This window comes from Inconstantimicrobium porci (assembly GCF_009696465.1).
Lineage (GTDB): Bacteria > Bacillota > Clostridia > Clostridiales > Clostridiaceae > Inconstantimicrobium > Inconstantimicrobium porci.
Window position 1 is genome coordinate 1 of record NZ_VULX01000006.1, and the last position, 25488, is coordinate 25488.

General features: G+C 30.0%; 23 protein-coding genes, 1 pseudogene and 1 riboswitch. Of the genes and pseudogenes, 16 read left to right on the forward strand and 8 right to left on the reverse strand.

What is annotated here, in order from left to right:
* Positions 1–343 precede the first annotated feature (343 nt).
* The 5 genes from FYJ33_RS05990 to FYJ33_RS06010 all read left to right on the forward strand — a co-directional run bounded on the left by FYJ33_RS05990 (position 344) and on the right by FYJ33_RS06010 (position 6176).
* Positions 344–2467 (forward strand): SulP family inorganic anion transporter, encoded by a 2124-nt coding sequence (locus FYJ33_RS05990; RefSeq protein WP_154530841.1) that lies wholly within the window; start codon positions 344–346, stop codon positions 2465–2467.
* A 202-nt stretch (positions 2468–2669) separates the two neighbouring features.
* A complete protein-coding gene (locus tag FYJ33_RS05995) occupies positions 2670–3086 on the forward strand; it encodes a response regulator (protein WP_154530842.1) in 417 nt (138 codons plus the stop codon).
* Positions 3087–3215: 129 nt separating this feature from the next.
* Positions 3216–4349, forward strand: coding sequence for an SEC-C metal-binding domain-containing protein (locus tag FYJ33_RS16820; protein ID WP_206046628.1), 1134 nt, complete (start codon positions 3216–3218; stop codon positions 4347–4349).
* 158 nt (positions 4350–4507) lie between these two features.
* Positions 4508–5848 carry an esterase/lipase family protein gene (locus tag FYJ33_RS06005; protein ID WP_235900787.1) on the forward strand — a complete coding sequence of 447 codons (1341 nt, stop codon included), beginning with the start codon at positions 4508–4510 and terminating at the stop codon, positions 5846–5848.
* A 1-nt stretch (position 5849) separates the two neighbouring features.
* Positions 5850–6176: a hypothetical protein gene (locus FYJ33_RS06010; protein WP_154530843.1), complete on the forward strand. Its 327-nt coding sequence runs from the start codon at positions 5850–5852 to the stop codon at positions 6174–6176.
* A 61-nt stretch (positions 6177–6237) separates the two neighbouring features.
* On the opposite strand, the gene brnQ is transcribed toward FYJ33_RS06010, so the two are convergent.
* Entirely contained in the window at positions 6238–7491 is a 1254-nt protein-coding gene (gene brnQ / locus FYJ33_RS06015) for a branched-chain amino acid transport system II carrier protein (protein WP_154530844.1), read from the reverse strand.
* Positions 7492–7881: 390 nt separating this feature from the next.
* Here brnQ and FYJ33_RS06020 point away from each other — a divergent pair, with 390 nt between their 5' ends.
* Entirely contained in the window at positions 7882–8826 is a 945-nt protein-coding gene (locus FYJ33_RS06020; RefSeq protein WP_154530845.1) for an AEC family transporter, read from the forward strand.
* A 67-nt stretch (positions 8827–8893) separates the two neighbouring features.
* On the opposite strand, the gene FYJ33_RS06025 is transcribed toward FYJ33_RS06020, so the two are convergent.
* Positions 8894–9850: an NAD(P)H-dependent glycerol-3-phosphate dehydrogenase gene (locus FYJ33_RS06025; protein ID WP_154530846.1), complete on the reverse strand. Its 957-nt coding sequence runs from the start codon at positions 9848–9850 to the stop codon at positions 8894–8896.
* Positions 9851–10129: 279 nt separating this feature from the next.
* On the opposite strand from FYJ33_RS06025, the gene FYJ33_RS06030 reads away from it, so the two are divergent.
* The 4 genes from FYJ33_RS06030 (at position 10130) to FYJ33_RS06045 (ending at position 14443) form a co-directional block, all read left to right on the forward strand.
* The gene (locus FYJ33_RS06030; RefSeq protein WP_154530847.1) at positions 10130–10975 is read left to right on the forward strand and encodes a DegV family protein; all 846 of its coding nucleotides are present in this window, start codon (positions 10130–10132) and stop codon (positions 10973–10975) included.
* A 19-nt stretch (positions 10976–10994) separates the two neighbouring features.
* A complete protein-coding gene (locus tag FYJ33_RS06035) occupies positions 10995–11519 on the forward strand; it encodes a DUF1836 domain-containing protein (RefSeq protein ID WP_154530848.1) in 525 nt (174 codons plus the stop codon).
* Between the two features lie 309 nt (positions 11520–11828).
* Positions 11829–12941, forward strand: a complete 1113-nt coding sequence (locus FYJ33_RS06040; RefSeq protein WP_154530849.1) for a hypothetical protein — start codon at positions 11829–11831, stop codon at positions 12939–12941.
* 352 nt (positions 12942–13293) lie between these two features.
* Positions 13294–13421: riboswitch (NiCo riboswitch) on the forward strand.
* Between the two features lie 113 nt (positions 13422–13534).
* Positions 13535–14443 (forward strand): cation diffusion facilitator family transporter, encoded by a 909-nt coding sequence (locus FYJ33_RS06045; protein ID WP_154530850.1) that lies wholly within the window; start codon positions 13535–13537, stop codon positions 14441–14443.
* 52 nt (positions 14444–14495) lie between these two features.
* Here FYJ33_RS06045 and FYJ33_RS06050 read toward each other — a convergent pair whose 3' ends face one another.
* On the reverse strand, positions 14496–15140 hold the full coding sequence (locus tag FYJ33_RS06050) for a YczE/YyaS/YitT family protein (RefSeq protein ID WP_154530851.1): 645 nt from the start codon (positions 15138–15140) through the stop codon (positions 14496–14498).
* A 252-nt stretch (positions 15141–15392) separates the two neighbouring features.
* Here FYJ33_RS06050 and nadR point away from each other — a divergent pair, with 252 nt between their 5' ends.
* From nadR to FYJ33_RS06065, 3 genes are all read left to right on the forward strand, one after another.
* Positions 15393–16460: a multifunctional transcriptional regulator/nicotinamide-nucleotide adenylyltransferase/ribosylnicotinamide kinase NadR gene (nadR, locus tag FYJ33_RS06055; protein WP_154530852.1), complete on the forward strand. Its 1068-nt coding sequence runs from the start codon at positions 15393–15395 to the stop codon at positions 16458–16460.
* Between the two features lie 50 nt (positions 16461–16510).
* The gene (gene trpB / locus FYJ33_RS06060; protein ID WP_154530853.1) at positions 16511–17677 is read left to right on the forward strand and encodes a tryptophan synthase subunit beta; all 1167 of its coding nucleotides are present in this window, start codon (positions 16511–16513) and stop codon (positions 17675–17677) included.
* Positions 17678–17753: 76 nt separating this feature from the next.
* On the forward strand, positions 17754–18587 hold the full coding sequence (locus tag FYJ33_RS06065) for a deoxyribonuclease IV (protein ID WP_154530854.1): 834 nt from the start codon (positions 17754–17756) through the stop codon (positions 18585–18587).
* 14 nt (positions 18588–18601) lie between these two features.
* On the opposite strand, the gene FYJ33_RS06070 is transcribed toward FYJ33_RS06065, so the two are convergent.
* Positions 18602–18985, reverse strand: a complete 384-nt coding sequence (locus FYJ33_RS06070; protein ID WP_154530855.1) for a DNA alkylation repair protein — start codon at positions 18983–18985, stop codon at positions 18602–18604.
* A 297-nt stretch (positions 18986–19282) separates the two neighbouring features.
* On the opposite strand from FYJ33_RS06070, the pseudogene FYJ33_RS16270 reads away from it, so the two are divergent.
* Both FYJ33_RS16270 and FYJ33_RS06080 read left to right on the forward strand, forming a co-directional pair.
* Positions 19283–19642, forward strand: a pseudogene (locus FYJ33_RS16270) (ABC transporter permease); the annotation flags it as partial.
* Between the two features lie 156 nt (positions 19643–19798).
* Positions 19799–21811, forward strand: a complete 2013-nt coding sequence (locus FYJ33_RS06080) for a methyl-accepting chemotaxis protein (RefSeq protein WP_154530857.1) — start codon at positions 19799–19801, stop codon at positions 21809–21811.
* 40 nt (positions 21812–21851) lie between these two features.
* Here FYJ33_RS06080 and FYJ33_RS06085 read toward each other — a convergent pair whose 3' ends face one another.
* The 4 genes from FYJ33_RS06085 to FYJ33_RS06100 form a co-directional block, all read right to left on the reverse strand.
* A complete protein-coding gene (locus tag FYJ33_RS06085) occupies positions 21852–22211 on the reverse strand; it encodes a hypothetical protein (protein WP_154530858.1) in 360 nt (119 codons plus the stop codon).
* Between the two features lie 68 nt (positions 22212–22279).
* Positions 22280–22627: a hypothetical protein gene (locus FYJ33_RS06090; RefSeq protein ID WP_154530859.1), complete on the reverse strand. Its 348-nt coding sequence runs from the start codon at positions 22625–22627 to the stop codon at positions 22280–22282.
* Positions 22628–23103: 476 nt separating this feature from the next.
* Positions 23104–23814, reverse strand: coding sequence for an Hsp70 family protein (locus FYJ33_RS06095; RefSeq protein WP_154530860.1), 711 nt, complete (start codon positions 23812–23814; stop codon positions 23104–23106).
* A 245-nt stretch (positions 23815–24059) separates the two neighbouring features.
* Complete coding sequence (locus FYJ33_RS06100) at positions 24060–24623, reverse strand: hypothetical protein (RefSeq protein ID WP_154530861.1); 564 nt, start codon at positions 24621–24623, stop codon at positions 24060–24062.
* Between the two features lie 233 nt (positions 24624–24856).
* Here FYJ33_RS06100 and gloA2 point away from each other — a divergent pair, with 233 nt between their 5' ends.
* Positions 24857–25237 carry an SMU1112c/YaeR family gloxylase I-like metalloprotein gene (gene gloA2, locus FYJ33_RS06105; protein WP_154530948.1) on the forward strand — a complete coding sequence of 127 codons (381 nt, stop codon included), beginning with the start codon at positions 24857–24859 and terminating at the stop codon, positions 25235–25237.
* The last annotated feature ends 251 nt before the right edge of the window (positions 25238–25488 follow it).

A 25488-nucleotide genomic window follows, 5' to 3' on the forward strand; every position in this document is an offset into this window, starting at 1 on the left:
AAAAGTAGATGCTGGTAATAATAAACCTGATATTTATCCACTGAAGACTGCATCAATACCGTACAGCTCTGCTGCCGTAACACTAGGTCGAAAAGTAATACGAAATTTATGTGGATTAAAAGATTTTGGAGATTTATCATATACATAAAATAGATTTATAGGGAAGGGAAAAAATACAATTTATATGTAAAATAATGGATAATTAATAAAAAGTTTAAAAAGATATATTTTTGCCAACATTTACTTGACACAAACATTTTTAAGAAAAGATTTGACAATATTATATTTTCTAATATAATAACAATAATATTAATTTTTATACAAAAGAAAATGGAGGGATAATATGAAATTTTTGTTTCCCACTTTGAAAGATTATAAATTGCAGAATCTTCGCAATGATATTTTCAGTGGTGTAATAATTGCATTTGTTTCAATACCTATTGCTATGGGGTATGCACAGATCTCTGGATTGCCTGCCATATATGGATTATATGGCTCAATACTTCCAGTTTTAGTTTTTGCTATGATATCGTCATCAAAACAATTCGTTTTTGGTGTTGATGCAGCACCTGCAGCTCTTGTTGGAAGTTTTCTTGCAACTACTGGAATACCTTTTGAGTCAGATGGTGCTGCAGCGCTTGTGTTTTTAATGACTGTACTTACAGCATTATGGCTGTTTATTTTCGCAGTATTAAAGGTTGGAAATCTTGTTGAATATATCTCATCGCCTGTTATGGGTGGATTTATTACAGGTATAGCCTTTACAGTGATTTTAATGCAAATACCTAAGCTTATGGGATCAAAAGCCGTAACTGGTGAACTTTTTGAACTGCTTGTATATATTGAGCGGGCTTTTGAAAAGGTAAATGTTTATGCACTTGTCTTAGGACTTGTAACTTTAGCAGTCTTGCTTGTATCGAAGAAGTTTCTTCCTAAATTCCCGATGGTTATTGTGGTGATGATTTTATCAGCGGTAATACAATCAGTCTTTCATTTAGACAAATTAGGAATAAAAATGCTTCCAGGAGTAAGTCTTACAATTCCTAATATTGATTTATCTTTATTACATGTTAATCATGTAAAAGATGTTGTGCTGACAAGTCTTGCAGTAGCTGCTGTTATTATGGCACAGACGCTTCTTGCTGAAAATAATAATGCAATGAGAAATGAATTTAAGATTGATAATAATAGAGAACTATATGCTTTTTCTTGTGCTAATTTAGTGTCTGCTTTGTGCGGAGGGTGTCCTCTTAATGGTAGTGTGTCACGTACATCTTTATGTGAGCAGTATGGTGGAAGATCACAGATGATGTCTGTAAGTGCAGCGGCAACCATGATGCTTGTAGTATTATTTGGTTCTAAGTTTATAGCATATCTCCCTGTACCTGTTTTAACAGCAATAGTAATATATGCACTTATAGGTGTATTAAAAATTGACCTTGCTAAGAAGCTGTTTAAAGTTAATAAGAAAGAATTTTACATATTTATGTGTGCATTTTTTGGTGTTCTTATCTTTGGTACAATATACGGTGTTGTTATTGGAATAATATTATCTTTTACAAATGTGGTTATAAGAGAAAGTAATCCTGTAAGAACATTTCTTGGTGTTGTTCCTGGAATGAAAGGTTTTTACAGTCTTGATAGCAATAGTAATGCTAGACCAATAAAAAATACTGTTATCTATAGATTTGGTGGTAATTTGTTTTTTGCAAATATCAAGCTTTTCCAGGAAGATATAGAAAACAGCATTAAGGAAGATACAAAATGTGTGATTGTAGATGGCAGAGGGATAGGAAGTATTGATGTTACAGCAGCCGAAAGAATAGAAATTATCTATAAGTCTCTTAAGAATAGAGGAATTAAGCTGTATTTAACGGAGCATATGAGCGAACTTAATGAACAGATGAGAGATTTTGGGATTGGATATATTATAGAGGAAGGTTCTGCAAGGTCTACAATAGTTTCAGCTCTTGCATCACAAGGTATGATTACTGAATATCTTCTAGAAGAACATAAAGTAAAGCCTGTTATACCTAAAATTAAAGATCACATTTATAGTGAACTTGAATGGGCTTTTGGAGAAGAAGGAGCACATGAACATTTTGAAAGATATACAAAAGAAATTATTGAACATTTAAGTCATAGCGACGATAAATTCTGTGTTGAAAGTTTATATAAGAATATTAGTTCATGGAATAATTTTGGTAATTTTGATGAAGTTGAACTTATTGAGAACTTAGAACTTCATATTGATGAAATTGCAGAAAGAATCAAGAAGGATAGAGCTTTAATAGCTGTTGACCTAGAAAACAGAAAGAAAGAAATAATTGACTTTATACAACAGAATAATCCAAAAGCTTATGAAAAGATATTAGCTCATAAAAGAGCTGTGGATAAAATATTAAAAGAAAAGTATCCTGATATCTATACAAAGCTGATTGAAGAAAAAAATAAAAGAGTGCATTAAAAATGCACTTTTTTAATGTAAAGGAAATTGCATTCAAAAACATAATTAATGATATAAAGTGTTGTAAATAAAGGGTTTACACGTTTGTGTAAAAGAATGGTAGAATGCAATTTCGTCCTTTTTAGAAAATTTATATATAATCCTTAAGATAGACTGATTTGACCTCAAAATTGATATATGAATATAAGAAGTTGTGAATTAATTGGATAAAATTAAAGTGATTATTGCTGATGACAGTGATTTTGTAAGAGATGGTCTTAAAATTATCTTAAATCTTGATGATGAATTTTATGTTGTAGGTTGTGCAGCTAGTGGAAAAGAAGCTGTAAATCTGGCAATTAAAAATAAAACTGACGTTATACTAATGGATATACAGATGCCAGAGATGAGTGGCATTGAAGCAACAAGAGAAATTGTATCAATAGGTTTAGGAAAGGTGCTTATTTTAACTACCTTTGACGATTATGATCTTGTGAAGCAGGCTATTATTAATGGAGCAAAAGGTTATATTATGAAAAATCATACTCCTGATAAATTAAAACAGATGATTAAGTCACAGAACTCAGCTTGCTGTATATTACCTTACTGGCAAGAAATAAAATTTTATGTTATTATATAATAAGTTATGTAAAGATAAGATTTGCATTTATTTGCAAATCTTTTTATATGTCAGGAATTATTATATACAAAAGAATCAAGTATAGAACTGACGAATGAACAATAAAAGACTAAGGGGTTGTACAAGGTAGTGGATAATAATTATATTTCTTTAGATGAAGTACTTAACAAAAGTACTGTAGCAAAGCTTAAGGAAACTGCTAAAGTATACAAGGTAAAGAACATATCTAAGATGAAAAAGGCAGAGCTTATAGAAGCATTAAAGGAAGCTATATTAGATAAGGAAAATCTTCTTAAAATATTAGCTGCTTATATTGAGTATAGAGAGTATGATGCTGTTGAATTTCATAAAAATAAGACTGAAATGAACATTGCTGAAGGAAAAATAAGCGATGAGGATGCAATTAATTTATGTAAATTTGTTTATGCTGCAATGGATGGTGAAAGCTATACTGTGGTTAAAGAAGTGGCTGATATGTGTAAAGAACTAGATGATAATAAGCTTAAGGAAACAGTTAGTGATTATCATCTTGTTTTCAGTTATATAAGAGCATTTTCAAATCTTTGTGGAGTTTATGAAATAAATGTATTAACAGATACATTCAATTCTCAGAACAAAGAGCATGAGAAACTTACAAAATCATCATTTATAGAATATTTTAATATATATGATTTAGTAAATAGTTCAGAATCTATAAATGGAAAGTATGTTGTATCTGATGCTGTTTTAGATGAGAATGAGTTAAGCGATATATTAAAGTCTCAGGAAGGTAAGGAATATTTTATACCTGAAAAAGAAGAACTTACTGGATATAGCTTTAGTGACAACATATATGGAACTGCAGCTCATAAAAAACTTAGGGATGCTATTAGAAATGCAGCTGATAGAAATTGTGACCAAGTAGGTGTATTCTATCAGATATGTACAGGATTTTTATTTGGAGAATCAGTTGAAAAGATAATAATGGAGACAGAAAGTCTTGGCGTTATTTTTAGAAGTAACAGCGATAGAGAAATGTTTGAACGTATTGTTAAAGACGTTGAGAAAAACACTAGAATGTGGGAAAACAAAGGTTTTACACCAAATGAACTTGCGCCAGAAAAAGAAGAAACAGCTGACAATACATGTAGCAATTTTAAGTTTGTACAGAGACAAAACGTTAAAATTCAACCAATTGTAAAAGAAAGAAAGATAGGTAGAAATGATCCATGTCCATGTGGCAGCGGTAAGAAATATAAAAAATGTTGTGGAAGAAACCTATAATATTGAAGTAGCTTTAATGAACCAGTGTTATATTTTATACACTGGTTTTTGTCTTAAGATGAATTATTTAACATAATAATGTTTTGCTGTGGTAAAATATAAGTAATGATAAATAAATTAACAATACAAATTCAGTCTTGCGGTTAGGAGTTAGAGTTTTGGATAATATTAAAAGAATTTTCTTTAGAATACGAAATATCTTAATATTAATTTTACTAATGAATATTATAGTAATAAATGCTGCACATAGAGAAAATAGAGGACTGTTTATAGTAATGAGTGCTATTCTAATATGTTTATATTTTTATATTAATATAGTGCCACTTAAGACTAAGAAATTAAATAAGAGATTAAACATTATGATAGGAGGATATGAACTTATTGTTGATTCAACCTTTGTTTTTATTATTGAAATTTTGTTGTATATTTTTCTATATAGAAATAAAGGGATATGTACCTCAATACATATTCTTAATGTTTTGATTTGTGTTGTAGTTTTATTCATAACAGTTTTTAATGGTATTGTTAGATTAATTTTTACATCTAGAGATTTGGGGATTAAAAACAGAATATTAATATTATGTTTATGCTGGTTTCCTATTTTAAATTTAATTATTATAAAAATTAGTTGTAAAAAGGTTAATTATGAATATCTTTATGAACTGAAAAAAGCTGAACGTAATAATCTTAGGAAAGAGAGTGAGGTTTGCAATACAAAGTATCCAGTAGTACTTGTGCACGGAATTTTCTTTAGAGATTGGTTGTTTTTAAATTATTGGGGGAGAATTTCTAATGAGCTAGAAAGAAATGGTGCAGTAATTTATTATGGCAATCAAGGATCCTCAAATTCTGTTGCAGTAAGTGCAAGTGAACTAAAAACAAATATCATGAAAATTATAAAAGAAACTGGGTGTGAAAAAGTTAATATTATTGCTCACTCGAAAGGCGGGCTTGATGCAAGATATGCTATTAGCAAGCTTGGTCTTTCGGAATATGTTTCATCTTTAACAACAATAAATACACCTCATAGAGGCTGCAAATATGTTGACTTTTTGTTAGATAAAATTCCTGAAAGCATTAAATCATTTGTTGCATTAAAGTACAATAAAGCTTTCAAAAAACTAGGTGATAAAAACCCAGATTTTTTAGGAGGTGTTAACGATCTTACAGCAAAGAGCTGCAAACAATTCAATGATGAAATTAAGAATGTAGACAGCATTATGTATCAGAGTGTTGCTTCTAAGATGAAAAATGTTTTTTCAGCAGGTTTTCCATTAAATCTTGGGTATTTGTTTGCAAAACATTTTGATGGAGAAAATGATGGATTGGTTTCAGTTTCTTCTGCGAAATGGGGAAACTTTTTAGGTGTCTTAACTGCTAAGAACAGAGGAATCTCTCATGGTGATATCATTGATCTAACAAGACAGAATATAGAGGGATTTGATGTTTGTGAGTTTTATGTTAATTTAGTTAATGGATTGAAAGAAAAGGGGATGTAGTATGAAAAACAAATTATTATCTATTATTGGAGTTTTAATTATAGTATTAGGCATAGTTGTCTTTGTAAAATGGAATCCATTTCTTTTATGGAAGTTTAAGTTTATGTTCAGAGGATGGTGGACACTTTTAATAATCATTCCAAGTATCATAAGTATTTTAAAGGGTGAGCCTAACATTATTAATGTAGGTGCATGTATCATAGGAATTGTGCTATTTTTATCTTCAAGGTATATCATAACATTCTACTGGATAAGAAAATATCTTATACCACTAGTGCTAGTTTTGTTAGGAGCGATAATAATTTTTGGAGTTAAGACAAAAAAATAAGAAGAAAAAGTTTTGTGAGATATATTCAAATATAAAAAAAGAGACTTAACTGTCTCTTTTTTTATGTAGTTAATTTATTTCTATATATAATTGCTCCAAAGATTAGTGCTACAATTGTTGGTATTACCCATCCAAATCCAATTGCTGATAAAGGTAGAATTTTCAGATTTAATCCGGGTATTTGTAGTAATATTGAGAATACTAGTGATGTATAAACTGCTAATCTTATGGCGTTAATATTTATGGATTTAGTCAAGAAAGCTGTTACCATTATTGTTATTGATACTGGATATAATAAATTTAGTATTGGTGCTGAATATACTATTATTTTATCAACACCTAGAAGTGCAACACCAAAACTTATTATAGATATAACTATTGCATTATACTTATATTTAAGTCTCCCATTTGTTATTGTTTCAAAAAAGTCAGAACCAGCAGTAATAAGACCTATTGATGTTGATAAACATGCAAGTCCCATTGATATACCAATTACTACTGGACCAATACGACCTAAAATATTTTTTGAGATTAATAATAAAAGCCCAGTTTTACTAACGTCTTTTGTAGTTATATCACCTGTTTGTGCTCCAATATACATAAGACCGCCATATACAAAAGCAAGTCCTATAACTGCTACAATGCTTGATTTAATCAGCATTGGTGATATTTCCTTTTTATTATATCCTTTGTTCTTAATGCTTGATGTGATTATCGCTGCAAAAAGAAGTGCCGCTATTGCATCCATTGTTTGATATCCCTCTAAAAGAGATGTTGCAAATACATTAGTTGTTTCAATTTCAACGATATTTCCTATTGGTGCTGCGATCCCTTTTACAATAAGAACTACAAGAAGTAATAATAAAGCTGGTGTTAAAAATTTACCGATAGTATCAATTATTGTAGATCTTTTAATCACAAAGTACAAGTTAATTAAGAAATATACTAAAATTACAATTACAGCAGGGATTTTTGGGAAAAATGGATTTACTGCTATTTCAAATGTAGTTGCTGCTGTTCTTGGTACTGCTAAAAGAGGACCAATTGCTAAAAATAATACTGAAGCAAAAACAATAGCAAACTTCTTGTTTATTTTTTCTGCAATGCTTTCAAATGTGCCATCACCTCTTGTGCATGCAAGTATTGCAAGTAGTGGGAGTCCAACACCTGTTATTAAAAATCCAATCATACCTATAGCAAAGTGTGAGCCAAGTTGCATTCCAAGGTATCCAGGAAATATTAAATTACCTGCACCAAAGAACATTGAAAACAAGGCAAAGCCAATTACTATTGCATCTTTTGTTGTTTTTTTCATATAAAATCATTCCTTTTTTAAATTTGCTTATTAGGCTTGCTACGACATAATAGACATATTATAACATGAAATTATAGAAAAATGTATAGTTTTTTTGCAAAATCCATTTTTATAATAAATATTTGTTGATAAAGTTTCAACACTAACATGTCGAAAAGCGCGAAAGACTATTATTAATTGCGTTTTGGTAATATAAACACACAATTAATATATATTTACAACCTATATAAAAAATATAATTTATTTTAGAAACTGTATTTATATATCAATATAAAGCATGTATAATTTAATTATGTTTATATGTTCAGCAGCAGCTATAAGATTACAACTGCTGTTTTTTGTTTTTAGAACTACTAATGAATAATAATTTTAAGGGGTGACATCAAGGTAATGGATAACCTGATATTTTGTTTAAATGGCACAATGCCAATTTTTATATTAATGATACTTGGATATGTATTTAATAAAATAAATATTGTAGATGATGTTCTTTCAGAAAAAATGAATAAGTTTGTATTTAAGGTAGCACTACCAGTTCTTTTGTTTAAGGATATTGCAGATGCAGATTTTACATCTTCATGGGATGGTAAATATGTTTTGTTTGGTATAGTAGTAACTACTCTTAGTATTCTCATAATGGTGGGAGCATCTTTTTTATTAAAAGATAAATCAATAAGAGGAGAATTTATACAAGCTGGCTATAGAAGTAGTCAAGCCCTTTTAGGTGCAGCATATCTTCAGAATTTATATGGTGATGTCACTGCTGTACCTCTTATGCTTATAGGAAGTGTGCCAATATATAATATGGCAGCTGTAATAGTATTGTCAGTTATGAAACCTCAAAGTGGTGGCCTTGATAAAAGCCTATTTAAGAAGACAATTAAAGGTATAATAACAAATCCTTTAATAATAGGTCTTTTTGTTGGAACAATATGGTCTTGTTTTAAACTACCGCAACCTGAAATTTTCAAAAAGACAGTATCAAGCATATCTTCTGTTGCTACCCCTTTAGGCCTAATAGCATTAGGAGCTTCACTTGATATAGAAAAGGCTTTTGGTAAGTTAAAGCCAGCTATTGCATGTACTATATTTAAGCTTTTTATTTTTGTAGGTTTGTTTTTACCTATTGCGGTATATTTAGGATATAGAAATGATAAACTAGTTGCATTGCTAATAATGATGGGAGCAGCTACGACTGTAAGTAGCTTTGTTATGGCAAAGAATATGGGGCACGAAGGGACGTTAAGTTCAAGTACAGTAATGATGACTACATTTTTCAGTTCATTTTCAATAACTATGTGGCTATATTTATTAAAATGGTTTTCTCTTATATAATATGCTGCAAAAAACACCACGATTATAAATTTATCGTGGTGTTTTTACTATGTTATGAAAAATATTTTTAGAATTCCTGTTTTAATTTTCTGCTAAATAGTGAATCTAATGATTCTTTAGGATCCTTATTATTGTAAAGTACATCGTATACTGCATTGCATATCGGCAGTTCTACATTATATTTTTTGCCAAGAGAGACAAGTGCTTTTACTGTGTAATAGCCTTCAGCTAATGAATCGTATTTTTCACCTTTGACATACATTTCTCCATATGTCCTGTTGTGACTGAATTTTGAGAAGACTGTAGCTTCATAATCTCCTAGATGGCAAAGACCATATGCAGATAGTTCGTTACCTCCCATAGCTTTTATAAGTCTAGCTACTTCTCTTGTGCCTCTTGACATCAAAGCTCCCTTTAAAGAAGAAAGATTAAGGCCATCAAGCATTCCTGCAGCAATACCAATTACATTTTTGGCAGCAGCACCAATTTCATTACCAATAAGATCTTTTCCATAATAGAATCTTATCAAATCTCCTGAAAATTCTTTGACTAGATATTCCTTGACAGATGAATCATCAGAATCAATCACCATGCAGTTTGGAATACCATTGTAGAATTCCTGAACATGACCTGGTCCAAGCCAAACTGCAACTTTATTTGATTCATTAGTATTTTCAGTAACAATTTCAGATAGTCTTTTGCCAGTTTCAATTTCAATTCCTTTCATACAAAGGACAAAAATTTTATTTTTTAAATTATATGAGGCTAACTCATTCATAAGGTTTCTAAGGCCTTGTGAGTTTATCGAAATAACAATTGCATCAGAATCATTAATGTTTTTTAAATCAGTCACAAGCTTAACGCTTTCTGGAAGAGTTAAAAGATCATTACTTCTTGTTTCAAGAAATTGCTGCATATGTTTTGATGAACTTCTTCCATAAAGAGTTACATCGTGTCCGATTTTATCTAAATACCAAGTTATGAAAGATCCCCATCTTCCACAGCCTATAACTGTAATTTTCATAATCTAATTACCTTCTCTCATTTTAAAATATGAAAAACCTAAGCATAAATCTGTTTAATTATAGCTTATCTATTTTACAAAAGTTATTATATCATAGGATTTCATAAATAAATAGATTGCAAAAGTTGAATTATTTATACTTCAGATTAAAATAGAAAGATAGCAGTTGACAAATTAATAGAACCGTGCTAATCTAGTTCATGTAGTATTAAAAACTATATATCAAAGAATAAAAAACAAATTTACATAAATATGTGAGCTAATAGTGGAGGATATATTATGGTTCGAATATTGTCAGATTCATCAACGTTATTATCAATTGAAGATGCACATAAGCAAAATTTAGATGTTATACCTCTTTCTATAACAATAAATGGGGAGACTTACAAGGAAAATGAAGAAATTACTACTGGAAAATTAGTAGAAATAATTAATGAAGGACATATGCCAATGTCATCTCAACCAGCTATAGGTGAGGTTATCGATACTTATAATAAGTATAAGAATGATGAAATTATCAATATCACAATGGCGGATGGCTTATCAGGAACTTATAATTCAGCATGCATGGCTAAGAACATGGATGATAATAGTGATAGAATTGAAGTGGTTAACTCAAAAACTTTATGCGGACCACACAGATATTTATCATTAATAGCTGCATCTCTTGCAAATGAAGGAAAAAGTAAAAGTGAAATTATTGATATCTTAAATGATCTTATCGATACCTCAATATCGTTCCTTATACCAAAGGATTTCGATTATTTGGTGAGAGGTGGAAGATTATCTAAAACTGCTGGTAAACTTGGCGGTCTTATGAAGGTTGTCCCTGTAATGCAGCTAGAGGAAGATGGAAAGTCTCTTAAGAAATATACAGTATGCAGAACTTTCAACAAAGCAATTGCTAGAATATGTGATTACTATTTAAGTAATGGAATTGATGAAAATTATATGATTTATGTAACGCATGCCTGCAATATAGAAATGGCACAAAATGCAAAGGATGTTATAAACAGCAAAATTGAAGGTGCTGATGTGGAAATTATGGAACTTTCTCCTGTGTTTACGACTCATGGAGGACCTGGATGTATTGCAGTTCAGACTATAAAAAAGTATATCAGTTAATAATTGGGGGGAGTTGCAAATGTATAAAGGTCAACAAGATGATAGAATAGTTAAATTTCATTGTCCTAGGTATGTTGAACTGCCTTCGTTACCTTTATATAAGGACCAGGTAATCGAATATATAGATAAAACTTTAAAGACACTTTTTATAAATTCAGAAGATAAAGTTCTGACGCCTACTATGCTTAACAATTATGTTAAGCAGAAGGTTATACCAGCACCTATACATAAAAAATATAATACAGAGCATATCGCGTATCTTATTGTAGTCTGTATATTTAAACAATTATATTCATTATCTGAAATAAGTAGTTTTATTGATATACAGACGAAAACATATCCTGTAAAAGACGCATATGATTACTTTTGTAATGAACTTGAAAAGGAGATTAAGGAAGTTTTCCTTACAAGAAATTTCTCGTCAGCAAGCACAGCTACAAAGGTAACAAAGGAAAGCGAACTTTTAAGATCGATTATTATATCTTTTGTAAATAAAATCTATACAGTGAATCTACTTATGAATGAAGAAAGTCAAAATAAATAAAATTATCTTACTACTGCATGAATAAAAATCATTCAGTTTTTTATGTATATGAAATTGCATTAAAGAGGTTAAATTTTATTTTATTATAAGGTGCAAGCAACCCTTTTTATATGTGAAATATGGCATTATATGACATAATATTACAGAATGTTTGTTCGTAAATTTTCTGTTTGTTTAATATAAAAGTTTTATTATGACAAATATTTATTATTTGATCTTAATTTTTGTGTATTATACACGGAAAATGTTAAATATATAACCATGTTTTGTGATATAATAATAAAAGTAATATTTATAGGAGAGAATTAAATGATTAACAAATATATCATAAATGATAGACAAGTGTTTATGTCAAGCAGTGCATCAGAGTATATTAAAGCAAAGTATAGAGAGAAAGCTGTATTAACATCATGGTATTTCTGCGATTCTCATTATAGTCAAAAGCTTCATGCTCCAATATATATAGAAATAAAAAAGGAATTAATAGGTGTCTCTGATTATACAAATCTTCAAAATGATGTACTTAAGGTAATTAAATATCTTAGAGAAAATATGAAGATCGAAACTAAGTATCTTAGGATATATTTTAATGGTGAGAACGGATTTTATATAGTACTTCCATCAATAATTTCTGGACTTGGACAAGCCAATAATGTTAATTTTATAATTAGGAAGATTGTAGAGAGTATTAAGGAAGAGACAAATGTGGATTCTATAAGACTTGATATATATGATATTTCGAACACACATTATATGTTCAATACAATTAATCAGAAAACAGGATTATATCTGATAAACCTATCAGAAGAATTAATTAAGCAGTTTACATATAAAAATCTTATCACACTAGCTGGTAAGAATATGAATGAAACTTATTTTGAAGAAACGGTAATCCCATTTACATATAGTGATAAATCTGTGTACGAAATAGAAAAGGATTATAATGGATTTAAGCAATGGCAAGGTAGACATATAAGAGAATATGGTGTGTGCGATACTGCTCTTAAAGAGTTTAAAAATAAATGTATACATAATTCTATTTATAAAGAACAATTTCAAAAGCTTGAATTAAGTTATAAGGATGTTTTTCTAGCATCAAGCAAATATTCGATGAATGAAAGAAAATATTTTGTGAGAGTTATGATGGTGGAAATGATTAAGACGTTTATATCTAATATACATAGTAATGATAAGCATGTGTCATTCAGATGGTATGCTGAAAAGCCAGATTCAGAAAGAAACTGTGCTTTATGCAGTGATTATGTTAAACAGGTTGATCCGCTAATTCATGTGAATATCCATTCTATAGAAAATGAAAAGTTCTGCATTGTACTCGATGATTTCTTTAATAATATAAATTTTGATTATCTTCTTAAAGTAATCGCAACGATTGATTCAGTAATAGAAAAGAGTAGATATTAAAAGAATCTGCACTGATTATAAAATCTAGTGCAGATTCTTTTGTATTAAGAAAGTTAAATTTATTATTTTTTATGTTTAGTGTTTTTTATTGAGTATATTTATAGCTAGTATATTTTCTTATAAAAACGTAGGATTATATAGAGCGTTGCCACTATGATTGATAATTATTGGAGTATTAATAAGTGTTATTAAGAGCAAGATGCGTGCTTGTATAGCAAATAGAAATCGAGTGAGTAATAGTGTTAAATCAAGAGCAAAATATTATTACTAAGTATTAACAGTTCGTATTGACAATCATATTATATTAAAATAGAATGTAAATAATATACTCTTTGCACTGCAAATTTTATCTACAGTACAACTGAGCAGGCGATGAATTGAATTTAGCCTGGCTGAAGCTGGGTAAATTAATTTATGGGGCCGGGCCATTGGATAAATGGCAACAGATAATGTTAGAAGATTGACATCTGTGGGACAGTAGTTTACTTATTGTTCTATAGGTGTTTTTTTATACCCATAAATTAATAGAACATTTAACAAAATAAGCAGGTGCCATAGAGCTATCTTAAAATCTAGAAATGGAGGTAACTGTTATGGAACAAGATAATGAACAAACTATTAAAACAATTGCTGATAAAAAGGTTGCTATGAAGGTGTCTAATGTAAGCATCATTATAAATCTGCTTCTTTCAGCCTTTAAATTGTTTGTTGGTATATTTGCAAGATCAAGCGCTATGATTTCTGATGCTGTACATTCTGCATCTGATGTATTGAGTACTTTTATTGTAATCATCGGAGTAAATATTGCAGCAAAAAATTCTGATGAAGAGCATCCATACGGCCATGAACGTTTTGAATGTGTAGCATCTATTATTCTTGCAGTAATACTTTTTGCAACTGGCTTAGGCATTGGATATGAAGGAACTAAAGATATTATTGGAGATAATTATGGAAAACTTCAGGCACCAGGTATGCTTGCATTAGTTGCAGCATGTATTTCAGTAGCTGTTAAGGAGTGGATGTATTGGTATACAAGGGGGGCAGCAAAAAAAATTAATTCTGGTGCATTGATGGCTGATGCATGGCATCACAGATCAGATGCATTATCATCTATTGGTGCTTTTATAGGTATTTTGGGAGCAAGAATGGGTTTACCTATCTTAGATCCAATTGCTAGTATAGTAATATGTTTATTTATTTTAAAAGCAGCATATGATATTTTTAAGGATGCTACAGATAAGATGATAGACAAATCATGTGATGAGGAAACACTTGCATTAATGAAATCTGTAATAATACGGCAAAGTGGAGTAATTAGTATTGATCTTCTTAGAACAAGGCTATTCGGAGCTAAAATGTACGTTGATATTGAAATCGTAGCTGATGGAGAAAAAACTCTTACTGAAACACATGATATAGCAGAAAGTGTTCACACAGCAATTGAAGAGAATTTTCCAAGCGTTAAACATTGTATGGTTCATGTTAATCCAATTAATAAATAGTTTATGACTTATTATAAACAAAAAAACAGCCCATGCGAGCTGTTTTTTTGTTTTAGAAATTTAATATTTTATTATGTACAAATTTTGTAGTTCTTTCTAAGAAAAAGTCAATTGATGGGGCAATAAGAGCCCATATGATTATAGTTCCTATTCCCAGAACACCGTGAAGTAATATTCCAACTACAAGGAAAAATGTATCACATAGTAATCGTATTATTGTGTATGATTTCTTAGTCTTGTCTACGATTGTTAATACTAACATATCATTTGGCGCAACACCTAAGTTAGCTGATTTTAATATAGAAAAGCCTATACCAATTGCTATACATGAAATCACAAGTAAAAATATCTTTAAAACAATATGCATATCATTCATAGGCATAATATTATTAAAAATTAATATCATACCATCGAGTATCGGACCTGCACAAATTATTGATAAAAATGTACCAATATTTATGTTGCTTCTGTCTAATAATAAAAGTACAAATAAGATAATTAGTGTAATAATTCTATTTGCATTACCAGGAGTAATGTTTAATGTTTTTGATACACCCTGAGTAAATAATGTAAATGGATCTGAACCTATATTTGCATTAAGGAAGATTGCAACACCACATTGTATAATCCAAAGTCCTAGAAAGAAAATTATTAATTGTATAAAAAGTTTTTTAAAGTTTATCGATTTTATCTTCATTAGTTTTACCTCCAGTTTGGAATTATATCATATGAAAACAATATCTATCAATACAGTTTAGTATAATAAAAAAGCTATTTAGCTATTATTTGTATAAACAAAAAAATTTTGAGGCTAAGTGGTTAAAAAGAAATAGAAAAATTAAATTAAATATAATCATATTAATATAGAATTGTGTATATTCCGTAGAAATTATGTTATAATTTTCTTGTTTTAACGACAATTTATATTTGCTGGAGGGATATATTTAAAATGTCTGATAAAGATAATATAGTAATTAACTTGAAAGACCTACCAAAGGTTGGGGTGTGTTATGGTAAATTTCTGCCACCTCATCGTGGGCATTTATATACAATATTAGAAGCAGCTACTAATGTTCAAAAGTTATATGTGGTAGTAAGTGATAATTCAAATAAGATTGACAAGCTTTGCAAGGAAGATGGAATTGATGTAATACCAGTTGCTCTTAGACTTCAATGGCTTGCACAGCAGTTTCAGGACATGGATCACATCAAGGTTGTTGTGCTGGATGAAAATAACATGGGAGATGATGAAAATTCATGGAATGTATGGGCTGATAGACTTAAGGATGTTGTAAAAGAGCACATAGATGTATTTTACTGTAGAGATCTTGATGACAGCAGAAGAATTAAACATTGTTTTAAAAATACTAAAGTAAATCTTGTAGATAGAAATGATACTATTTTTAATGTTAATTCAAGTGAAATAAGAAAGTCACCTTTTAAATACTGGGACTATATACTAGGGCCTGCAAGGCCATATTTTACAAAAAAGGTTCTTATAACTGGAACTGAAAGTTCAGGAAAAACAACACTTACAAAAAGTCTTGCAAAGATATTTAATACATCATGGAGTGAAGAAGAAGGCAGATATTATGCAGAAAAATTTTTAGGTGGTGATGAAAATTACTTTACAGATGAAGACTTTATAAGAATGACTCATCTCCAGGTTGAGCAAGATTATGATGCCATGAGAAATGCAAATAAAATCTGTTTCTTTGATACTGATGCTACAGCTACTCAATATTATAGCAGACTTTATATGGGACATGAAAATAAGATAGTTGAAAGTTATATTAATCCTGATAAATATGATCTTGTATTATTGTTAAAACCTGATGTTGAATGGGTGGCTGATGGTCAGAGATTAAATGGAAATCAGGAAAAAAGAGAAAGGCTGTATCTTAATTTAAAACAGATGTATGTAGAAAGAGGCTTTAAAAATATAATTGAAATAAGTGGTGATTATAATACAAGGCTAAACACTGCCATCTTAAAATCTATGGAACTGATCAGATAATATTTATTGCATTACAATGAAATTTAAGATTAATTAAGGAATGATTATTTATGAAAGGTATGTTTAATCAATTTGGTGGACAGTTTGTACCGGAAAATTTAAAGAATGCACTAGATGAATTGGAGAAGGAGTTTAATACGGCTGTAAATGATGTTAGCTTTATAAAGGAATATGAATATTATTTGAAATATTATGTTGGTAGACCAAATCCTTTATATTATGCAGAAAATATATCTAAAGACCTTGGAGGTGCAAAGATATATTTAAAGAGGGAAGATTTAAACCATACAGGAGCACATAAAATTAATAATGCTATTGGACAGGTTTTGCTTGCAAAAAGAATGGGTAAAAATAAAGTTATAGCTGAAACTGGTGCGGGGCAGCATGGGGTAGCTACAGCTACTGTTGCTGCAAAGTTTGGTATGAAATGCAAAATATTTATGGGAGCTGAGGATATTAGACATCAGTCGCTTAATGTTAAAAAGATGAAGCTTTTAGGAGCTGAAGTTGTATCTGTTACAACAGGTACAATGACTTTAAATGATGCAGTTAGTGAGGCTATAAAGTATTGGGTAGATAATGTTAATGATACTTTTTACATTATAGGTTCAGCTGTAGGGCCTCATCCATATCCAACTATAGTTAAAAGATTTCAGAGAATAATTGGTGATGAAACTAAGATACAAATTATGGAGGCAGAAGGAAGAATGCCTGATTATATTATTGCACCTGTAGGTGGAGGAAGTAATGCTATTGGTATGTTTGCCCCATTTATAGGTGATGAGAATATAAAACTAATTGGTGTTGAAGCTGCTGGACTTGGTTTAAAGACAGGCAAACATGCTGCAACAATAACGATGAAGCAGAAAGGAGTCATCCATGGTATGTATTCTTATGTATTGCAGGACAAAGAGGGAAATATTAAAGATGCATATTCAATTTCTTCGGGACTTGATTATCCAGGAGTAGGTCCAGAACATGCTTTTTTAGATGAGACAAATAATGCGCAATATGTAAGTGTCACTGATATGGAGGCTCTAGATGCATTTTTATATCTCACAAAAAAAGAAGGAATAGTTCCAGCCCTAGAATCTGCGCATGCAGTTGCTTATACTAAAAAACTTGCACATACACTACAGAAAGATAAAATTATTGTAGTAAATATGTCAGGACGTGGCGATAAAGATATGGATACAGTATTGAAGTATCTGGAATAGGAAAATTCTGTGCTTTGATATCTTCTTATTTATCTATATAATATTAAGTAATAATAGATATTAGGAGGTAATTATTATGTTTACAATTGGTTGCCACTTATCAGCTTCTAAAGGTTTTGAAGCTATGGGGAAAGAAGCCATTAAAATAAAGGCAAATACATTTCAATTCTTTACTAGGAATCCAAGAGGAGGTAAGGCTAAAGCCATAGATGAGGAAGATGTTAAGAAATTTCTAAAGCTTGCTGAAGAAAATAACTTCGGAAGGATATTAGCGCATGCACCATATACTTTAAATGGCTGTTCAGCAGATGAAAGCATAAGAAAATTTGCAACAGAAACTATGGCGGATGACCTTATGAGAATGGAATATGTACCAGGTAATTACTATAATTTTCATCCAGGAAGCCATGTTAAGCAGGGTGTCGATGTAGGGATTGAATTTATCACAGAAATGCTTAATAAAATATTAAAGAAAGAACAAACGACAACAGTACTTCTTGAAACTATGGCCGGCAAGGGAAGTGAAGTGGGCAGAAACTTTGAAGAAATAAAAAGAATTATAGATGGTGTTGAACTTAATGAACATTTAGGAGTATGTCTAGATACATGCCACGTTTATGATGCAGGCTATGATATAGTTAATGATTTAGATGGAGTTCTTGATGAATTTGACAGAATAATAGGTCTTGACAGACTAAAGGCAATACATCTTAACGACAGTAAGAATCCATTTGAAAGCCATAAGGATAGACATGAAAAAATCGGTGAGGGCTCTATAGGTAATGAAGCTATCAGCAGAATAATTAATAACCCTAGAATAAAGGATCTTCCTTTCTTTCTAGAAACTCCAAACGACCTTGAAGGTTATGCTAAGGAAATTAAACTATTAAAGAGTTTAAGAGCTGAATAATTTTATTTTTTTATTTAAACTGCTGAATAATAGTGTATTGTTTGGCAGTTCTTTTTTGTGAATTTTAGTGATGAGCAAAATATATCACAGACAGCCCAGTTATATATCTTTGGTATGAATTTCTTCATATATTCAAAACGCCTTTCTATATCAACTTTAATATAGCCTATAACAAGTGCCTGCAGCATTACTTCTTCATAATAATCATCACAAGCTTCATTAAGATAATTATCAACATTAATTTGTTTACTTAGTTTTTTTGCAAGTGTTCTAAGTACAGGTGTCCTTACTCCGATGATGTTGTCTGTTCCAGGACATAATGAGGAATGAAAATCTTTATATTTTTTATCTTGAAGAGAAAAAAGTTCTTCTCTTATTTTTGTATTTAAATAATTCATAAGCAGAGTTATTGAAATTTCAGATGGACAAATTGTTGCGATAAAAAAGGTATTGATATTGATGATATAAATGTAGCAGAGGTATCAGCTGATACTGCAGAAAAAGACAAGCAGAACTTAAGTTTCTTTTCCTCAATTAAACTTGCTTTTCTTAATATGAAAGAAAATAAAACTAGAAATATACTTGTTTCACTTGGGACAAATAGTGTGACTTATAATGATAAGAAGACTGCAGTTAAGGCTGTAGCAACAATATCATCTAATATTACATCTTCTAATATAAAGAAAGGTAGTCTTCTACTAGTATCAGCAATAATGATTCTCGTAGTATTGTATATTAGTGTAGTTGAAAGAACTAAAGAGATTGGCGTACTCAAGGCTATTGGTGCAAGAAGAAAAGATATTAAGAGAATATTTGTTTCTGAAGCATTTCTTATCGGCTTATTTAGTGGTGTTATAGCTTTAGGTATATCTTCAATTATAATGATGGTAGCAAATACAGTTTCTAATAAAGCATTTGGCATAAATGTAGTAAATATTACTCCAGCATATGCACTATTTGGTGTAGGAGCAAGTATTATTATTAGTATGATTGCTGGAATAATGCCAGCATCAAAGGCTGCTAAACTTGATCCAGTTGAATCTTTAAGAAGAGAAACATGCAGTTATAAAGCGACAATAATTGCGTTTTTTTTATACTATTATATATATTTAAGAAAAATTACTTAATATTTTCATAATAATGCTTAATTTAGCTTGACAAAACAACGATAATTTATATACTTAACTATATGTTAAAATAGGAGGATAGGTATGGCAAAAAGAAAAAAGAGTATAAAAAAAGAAATGATTAGAACATTAACACTATGTTTTGTGATAATCTTTGCAGGTGCATTTATTTACACATTTTTATTTTTTCAGAAGAGTATAAGGACAATCAGAGATCAGAATATGAATGAAATGGTACAAAGTGCTTCTGAAATTGTTAAGGAAAAGATTATAAGCATGTTAAATCAGGCTAAAGCAATAGCATCAGATGAGTTTATTTCAGACATGAGCAAGAAACCAGAAGAAAAGTTTGATAGATTGAAGGTATACTGTAATAATTTGCAGATAAGATCAATTGGTATAATTGATAAGGATGGTAATTTGGCATCTTCAGATGGTTTCAAGAATAATATAGCAAAAAGAGACTATTTCATAAACGCTATTAATAATAAAGAAACTTATGTAAGCAGTCCTAAATTTGTTCAAGGTACAACTACTCAAATAATGTTTGTTGCAGTACCAATACTGAATGGTAACAATCCTGTTGGTGTTATGACATGTACATTTGAAAGCAGTTACTTATCTGAACAAATAAAAAACCTTAATTATTTTGGACAAGGTCAGTCATACATATTGAATGATAAAGGTACAGTAATAGCTTCTAAATCAATGGATGATGTTATTAAAGAAAAAAATGTTATAGAATTATCTAAAACTGATAGTAAATATGCAGATTTAGCTTCCGTTCAGCAGAAAATGATAAAAGGCGAATCTGGAATACAAACTTTTAGTGATAACTCAAATAAAAAGTATATTGCTTATTGTCCTATAGCGATGACTAATGGATATTCAATAGCACTTGAAGTTAGCAAATCATTTGCAGATAAAGATTTAAGGAATATTACGATTGTTTTAATTACATCTATATGTGTAGCTGTATTAATTAGTCTTGCATTCATTTATTTTATAGGTAATAAGCTTGGAAAGAGACTTATTATTTTAAAAGATTCTATTGAAGTATTAGCAAAAGGAATATTAAACGAAGAAATTGATGAAAAGGAAATGAAGTCTGTAGATGAAATAGGCGATATTAACAGAGCTTTAGACAAAACAAAAAAAGCATTTGTGTCAATGATACAGAAGATAAAAGATGATACTAGTATATTAACTAAGGATTCAGTTTATCTTAATGATATTTCAGAAAACATTACTTCTGGTGCTGAAAATATATCTTCTGCAATGCATGAATCAGCAGAAGGTAATACAAGCCAAGCTGCAGAAATTTCCAATATAAGCGATGCTATAGAGATATATGGACATAATGTTGAAAGTATGAATCATAATATTAAAAATATGTCTGAAATATCACAGGATATTGAAGTTAAGCTTAATGAAAGTAATAATAATATTGGAAATCTAACTACTACAGTAAACAGTTTTGATGATAGTTTTAAGAGTTTCAGCCAAAAGATATCTGTTATGAATGATAACATTTCTTCAGTTGAGGGCATAACAGAGACTATAAGTGAAATTGCAGAACAGACCAATCTTCTAGCACTTAATGCGGCTATTGAGGCAGCAAGAGCAGGAGAGGCCGGCAAAGGATTTGCAGTTGTTGCAGATGAAATAAGAATGCTAGCAGAAAAAAGTAAGGAATCAGTTAATCAAATTGGAAATATTATTTCTAAAGTATTATTAGATTGTGATAATATCCTGGATTCAAGTTCAGATATATCTAAAGAGGTTGACAATACAAATATAAGCATTAATAATACAATTAAGTCGTTTGTAAGTATTGAAGAACTACTTAATAAGATAACTCCACAAATTGAAAATATATTAAATATTTCAAATGATAACAAAGCAAAGAAGGATAAAATTTTAGAATCTATTCAGAGTACTACTGCTATTTCTGAAGAACTTGCAGCTACAACAGAGGAAGTTGATGCAACTGCCGAAGAGTTTTGTGCGTCAAGCAGGAACATTAAAAAGGCCGCTTGTGATCTTTCAGAAATTATAGAAGAACTTAATAATGAAATAAATAAATTTATAGTATAAATAATTTATATAAAATAGCAAACATAAAAGATCACAGAAATTAATTTCTGTGATCTTTGTACTTTTCATTAAGCTCTTTAGTTAGTTTGTCCATCTCTTTTTTATATTTACTTAAATCTGTATTTTGGTTAGCAGGTAAATTAAACAGTGGACTTGTTGATATATATTTAGTTGACACATAATTATCAGGTTTTTCTACAAAAGTAGAAAGTGATTTAAACATTTCTGAATTTACCGTTGAAATATAACCCTTAATGATGTATCTTTTATTTTTATCAAATATCATATTCAAATTTTTACTACATTCAAAGAATATTCTTTGACCATTTATTTTACCAGAATAGATTCGTCCATGAGCATGCGTCCAATAGTCTTGATTAATCATATCCTGTTTTTGCATAAAGGTAGTTACTTTGGATGTAGGAGTATTACTGGAGTATGTTACTAGTTTATAACAGTCCATTACCTCTACATCTCTAAAGCATTGTCAATATAACCTATTTCTAAGTAGTAATCAGCCATCATCATATATATTTCAGGATCCTTATCATAAAGATTTACTGCAGTATTAAAATAATTCTTTATTTCTGATAATACAAAATTATGTTTGTTGCTATTAAGCAGGTTGTTCATGCGTAATCTAAGTTTTATATATTTATCCTGATCAATTGGATTTATATCATACATATATTTATAGCTCATTGTATCAGCATGGTAATATATATCTATATAAGTATCTATATCCTTCTGATTATAAGTATATGAGTTTGAGATTTCATTACCGTTTATTTTTAGAATATCATCAATTTGGTTCATTACGTCTTTTGTTATAAATCTATGTTTGCATATAAAAGAGATTATTATTCCTTTTACTTTAACAACAGTTTCTAGATTCCAAAGAAGATCATTATTTAATAATTGTTTCCATTCCTCTTTGTTAGTTCTAAGCTTTAGATTGCTGTATAACCCATTAAGCTTATTTATGAAGATAGCAATATCATTGGTATAATCATAGTAGTTATCTACTTCATATAAATCTGTAGTATTAAAATTAGTGTGATAGCTGTCTATACAATTATCTTTCTCTGCTTTTTCATCATATGTATCATTAAGGTAGTCCTCTACATTGTTATGAATATCAAAGGAAGTATTGAATATATCAGTATTATTATTAGTATTTTGAATAATTATATTGTCGTAGCTTTTGTCATCATCAGGGTTTTGACTATTATCATCATTTTCGTAGCTATCAGCTGCACTGTTTTTACTGATTTTATTACTTTTTTCATATTTTAAAGCATTATCATAATTTGCTCACGGGCTTCTTGTATCTGCTTATTATCTTGTGTGTTTAAGATAGCTTCGAACTTTTTTAGTATTTCAGAAATATATTGACGTTTATCGCCTAAAGATTCTTCGTACAATCGTTCACCTTTAGCTATTAAAAGTCTATTTTCTGTCTTATCTCTTGGATGTATCTTAATTGATGAGAGAGCTTTAAGTCTTTCTTTTATTTCTTCATCAGTCATTGATCCTGGAGAATTTTCTATAATCAATGACTTCTTTTCGCCAGTGGAGTTGATTGTAACTTCAACCTCTAAAAGTCCGTTAATATCATAAGTATATCTTATATCAACTGTTTCTATGCCTGCAGGTCCTTTTGGTACAGCAATTTCAAGATTACCAAGTTTAATATTATTACTTACATGTCTGCTTTCGCCTTGATAGATATTAACAAGCAATCTTGTTTGATTGTCAGCTATAGTACATAATGTTTTAACGCGGCTTATAGGAATAGGGGAATTTCTTTCAATAATCGGAAGGAAATATCCTGGTTCAAACTGGTTACGTGATATTTCTTCTGATACCTCTACACCTAATGTATATGGACATACATCTGTTAGAACGACTTCTTTTAGTGCAGAGTTTCTTTCTTTTAGCGCTGCCTGAACAGCTGCACCTAAAGCTACAGCTTCGTCAGGATTTATATTGCAGTATGGCATTTTATGAAGGAAGGTTTAATGCAAAATCTTTTAATTTTATCATTTTGGTGTTTGGTAAACAATTTACACTTAAGAAAGAGAAGGAGAAATATATAATAGTCTTATTGATTTATTTACGTATATTAATCTGGTACAGATGTGAAAGGTTAAGCGGATAGTTGATAAAGCAATGGTCCATAATGAATTTTCTTGATTCATCATGGACCATGAAATGAATTTTGTAATTAGTAGATAATATAATGGTTCTAATTGCATGCGTTGTTAAGGTTGACCTTCTCAGCAAAATCAGCGATTGTGCCCTCGAATACTAGTAATTTATTATTAATATCAATCAGCTCACATGGTTTAATCAGCTCTGGTGCCTTTTTTAGTTCGGCAATATTACTGTTTATTAAAAGTTCAGATACAAACTGTGAACAGAAATAATGGTATTTTCTTTTTAGTGGCATGTTCCAGCGAAGTGCAAGAAGTCCAGCAAAATTATATCTGTATTTTGACTGCTCGGACATAAATTTATCTAATCCAGTCTTTAAATCACTATATTGTTGTTCAGTTACAGGAACTTTGTAAATAAGGCATTTTGAATCTTTATTAGCAACAAAAACGCCATTAAAAAGATCTTCTTTAACTAGTCCAGCAATTATAGGGTTCGATGGATATTTTCTGCCAAATGAATACATCTCTTTAAACGTATCTTCAAAACATATAGATACATGAGCATATTCATCTTTTGTCACATATTTAATAGTCTTAGACAAAAGTGTACCTGTAAACGAAAAGACTAGATAAATATATCTATCTTCATTCATGTCTATTTAATCCCGCCTTTATAATTTTTAGCTTTGTATAAAAAATAATTTAAAAGTATTTAGATTATATCATAAATTCTTCATGTTTAAAATGGAACAAATTACATGAAACTAGACAAGCATGAAATAATCTGATAAATTTTATTTAGCAGTGTTTTATTAGTATATTAAATAACATTAATTGCTTATTAGAATGTGCAAGTTTAGTTGTATTGTTGGAAAGGAAATTAGATATGAATCTAAATGTAATACATCATGTAGCGATAATAGTATCTGATTATGAAAAATCTAAAGACTTTTATGTTAACAAGCTTGGTTTTGAAGTGATAAGGGAAAATTATCGAAAAGAAAGAGATGATTATAAGCTTGATTTAAAGCTTGGTAATTCAGAACTTGAGATTTTTGGAATGAAGAACAGCCCTAAACGTCTAACAAGACCTGAAGCCTGTGGTTTAAGGCATCTTGCATTTAAAGTTGAATGTATTGAGGATGCAATAGCAGAACTTAGCAGTATGGGAATAGAAACTGAACCTGTCAGAGTAGATGAATTTACTAAAAAAAAGATGACATTCTTTCAGGATCCAGACGGGCTTCCCCTAGAGCTCCACGAATAAAAAGGTGGGGAGAGACATATTCCGAAGCCTCCGCCCTAACACGCTCCAAGTCGTTTCTTCATATGTCTCTCTCCACCCTTGATGACTAAAGGACGAAATTGCATTTTGCTATAATTTTGAACAAAAGCTTAACCACTTATTTTCAAGACTTTATTGTATTAAATTAAAGATATTTTCCAATGCAATTTCTCTAAATTATCAATATGACATACAAAGAACCCCATACTGCAAACGTATTAGGTAAATTTTTT

Coding starts and splice junctions, on each gene's coding strand:
- FYJ33_RS05990 (WP_154530841.1), top strand. CDS start 344: ATGAAATTTTTGTTTCCCACTTTGAAAGATTATAAATTGCAGAATCTT.
- FYJ33_RS06010 (WP_154530843.1), top strand. CDS start 5,850: ATGAAAAACAAATTATTATCTATTATTGGAGTTTTAATTATAGTATTA.
- brnQ (WP_154530844.1), bottom strand. CDS start 7,491: ATGAAAAAAACAACAAAAGATGCAATAGTAATTGGCTTTGCCTTGTTT.
- FYJ33_RS06020 (WP_154530845.1), top strand. CDS start 7,882: ATGGATAACCTGATATTTTGTTTAAATGGCACAATGCCAATTTTTATA.
- FYJ33_RS06025 (WP_154530846.1), bottom strand. CDS start 9,850: ATGAAAATTACAGTTATAGGCTGTGGAAGATGGGGATCTTTCATAACT.
- FYJ33_RS06030 (WP_154530847.1), top strand. CDS start 10,130: ATGGTTCGAATATTGTCAGATTCATCAACGTTATTATCAATTGAAGAT.
- FYJ33_RS06035 (WP_154530848.1), top strand. CDS start 10,995: ATGTATAAAGGTCAACAAGATGATAGAATAGTTAAATTTCATTGTCCT.
- FYJ33_RS06040 (WP_154530849.1), top strand. CDS start 11,829: ATGATTAACAAATATATCATAAATGATAGACAAGTGTTTATGTCAAGC.
- FYJ33_RS06045 (WP_154530850.1), top strand. CDS start 13,535: ATGGAACAAGATAATGAACAAACTATTAAAACAATTGCTGATAAAAAG.
- FYJ33_RS06050 (WP_154530851.1), bottom strand. CDS start 15,140: ATGAAGATAAAATCGATAAACTTTAAAAAACTTTTTATACAATTAATA.
- nadR (WP_154530852.1), top strand. CDS start 15,393: ATGTCTGATAAAGATAATATAGTAATTAACTTGAAAGACCTACCAAAG.
- trpB (WP_154530853.1), top strand. CDS start 16,511: ATGAAAGGTATGTTTAATCAATTTGGTGGACAGTTTGTACCGGAAAAT.
- FYJ33_RS06065 (WP_154530854.1), top strand. CDS start 17,754: ATGTTTACAATTGGTTGCCACTTATCAGCTTCTAAAGGTTTTGAAGCT.
- FYJ33_RS06070 (WP_154530855.1), bottom strand. CDS start 18,985: ATGAATTATTTAAATACAAAAATAAGAGAAGAACTTTTTTCTCTTCAA.
- FYJ33_RS06080 (WP_154530857.1), top strand. CDS start 19,799: ATGGCAAAAAGAAAAAAGAGTATAAAAAAAGAAATGATTAGAACATTA.
- FYJ33_RS06085 (WP_154530858.1), bottom strand. CDS start 22,211: ATGCAAAAACAGGATATGATTAATCAAGACTATTGGACGCATGCTCAT.
- FYJ33_RS06090 (WP_154530859.1), bottom strand. CDS start 22,627: ATGAACCAAATTGATGATATTCTAAAAATAAACGGTAATGAAATCTCA.
- FYJ33_RS06095 (WP_154530860.1), bottom strand. CDS start 23,814: ATGCCATACTGCAATATAAATCCTGACGAAGCTGTAGCTTTAGGTGCA.
- FYJ33_RS06100 (WP_154530861.1), bottom strand. CDS start 24,623: ATGAATGAAGATAGATATATTTATCTAGTCTTTTCGTTTACAGGTACA.
- gloA2 (WP_154530948.1), top strand. CDS start 24,857: ATGAATCTAAATGTAATACATCATGTAGCGATAATAGTATCTGATTAT.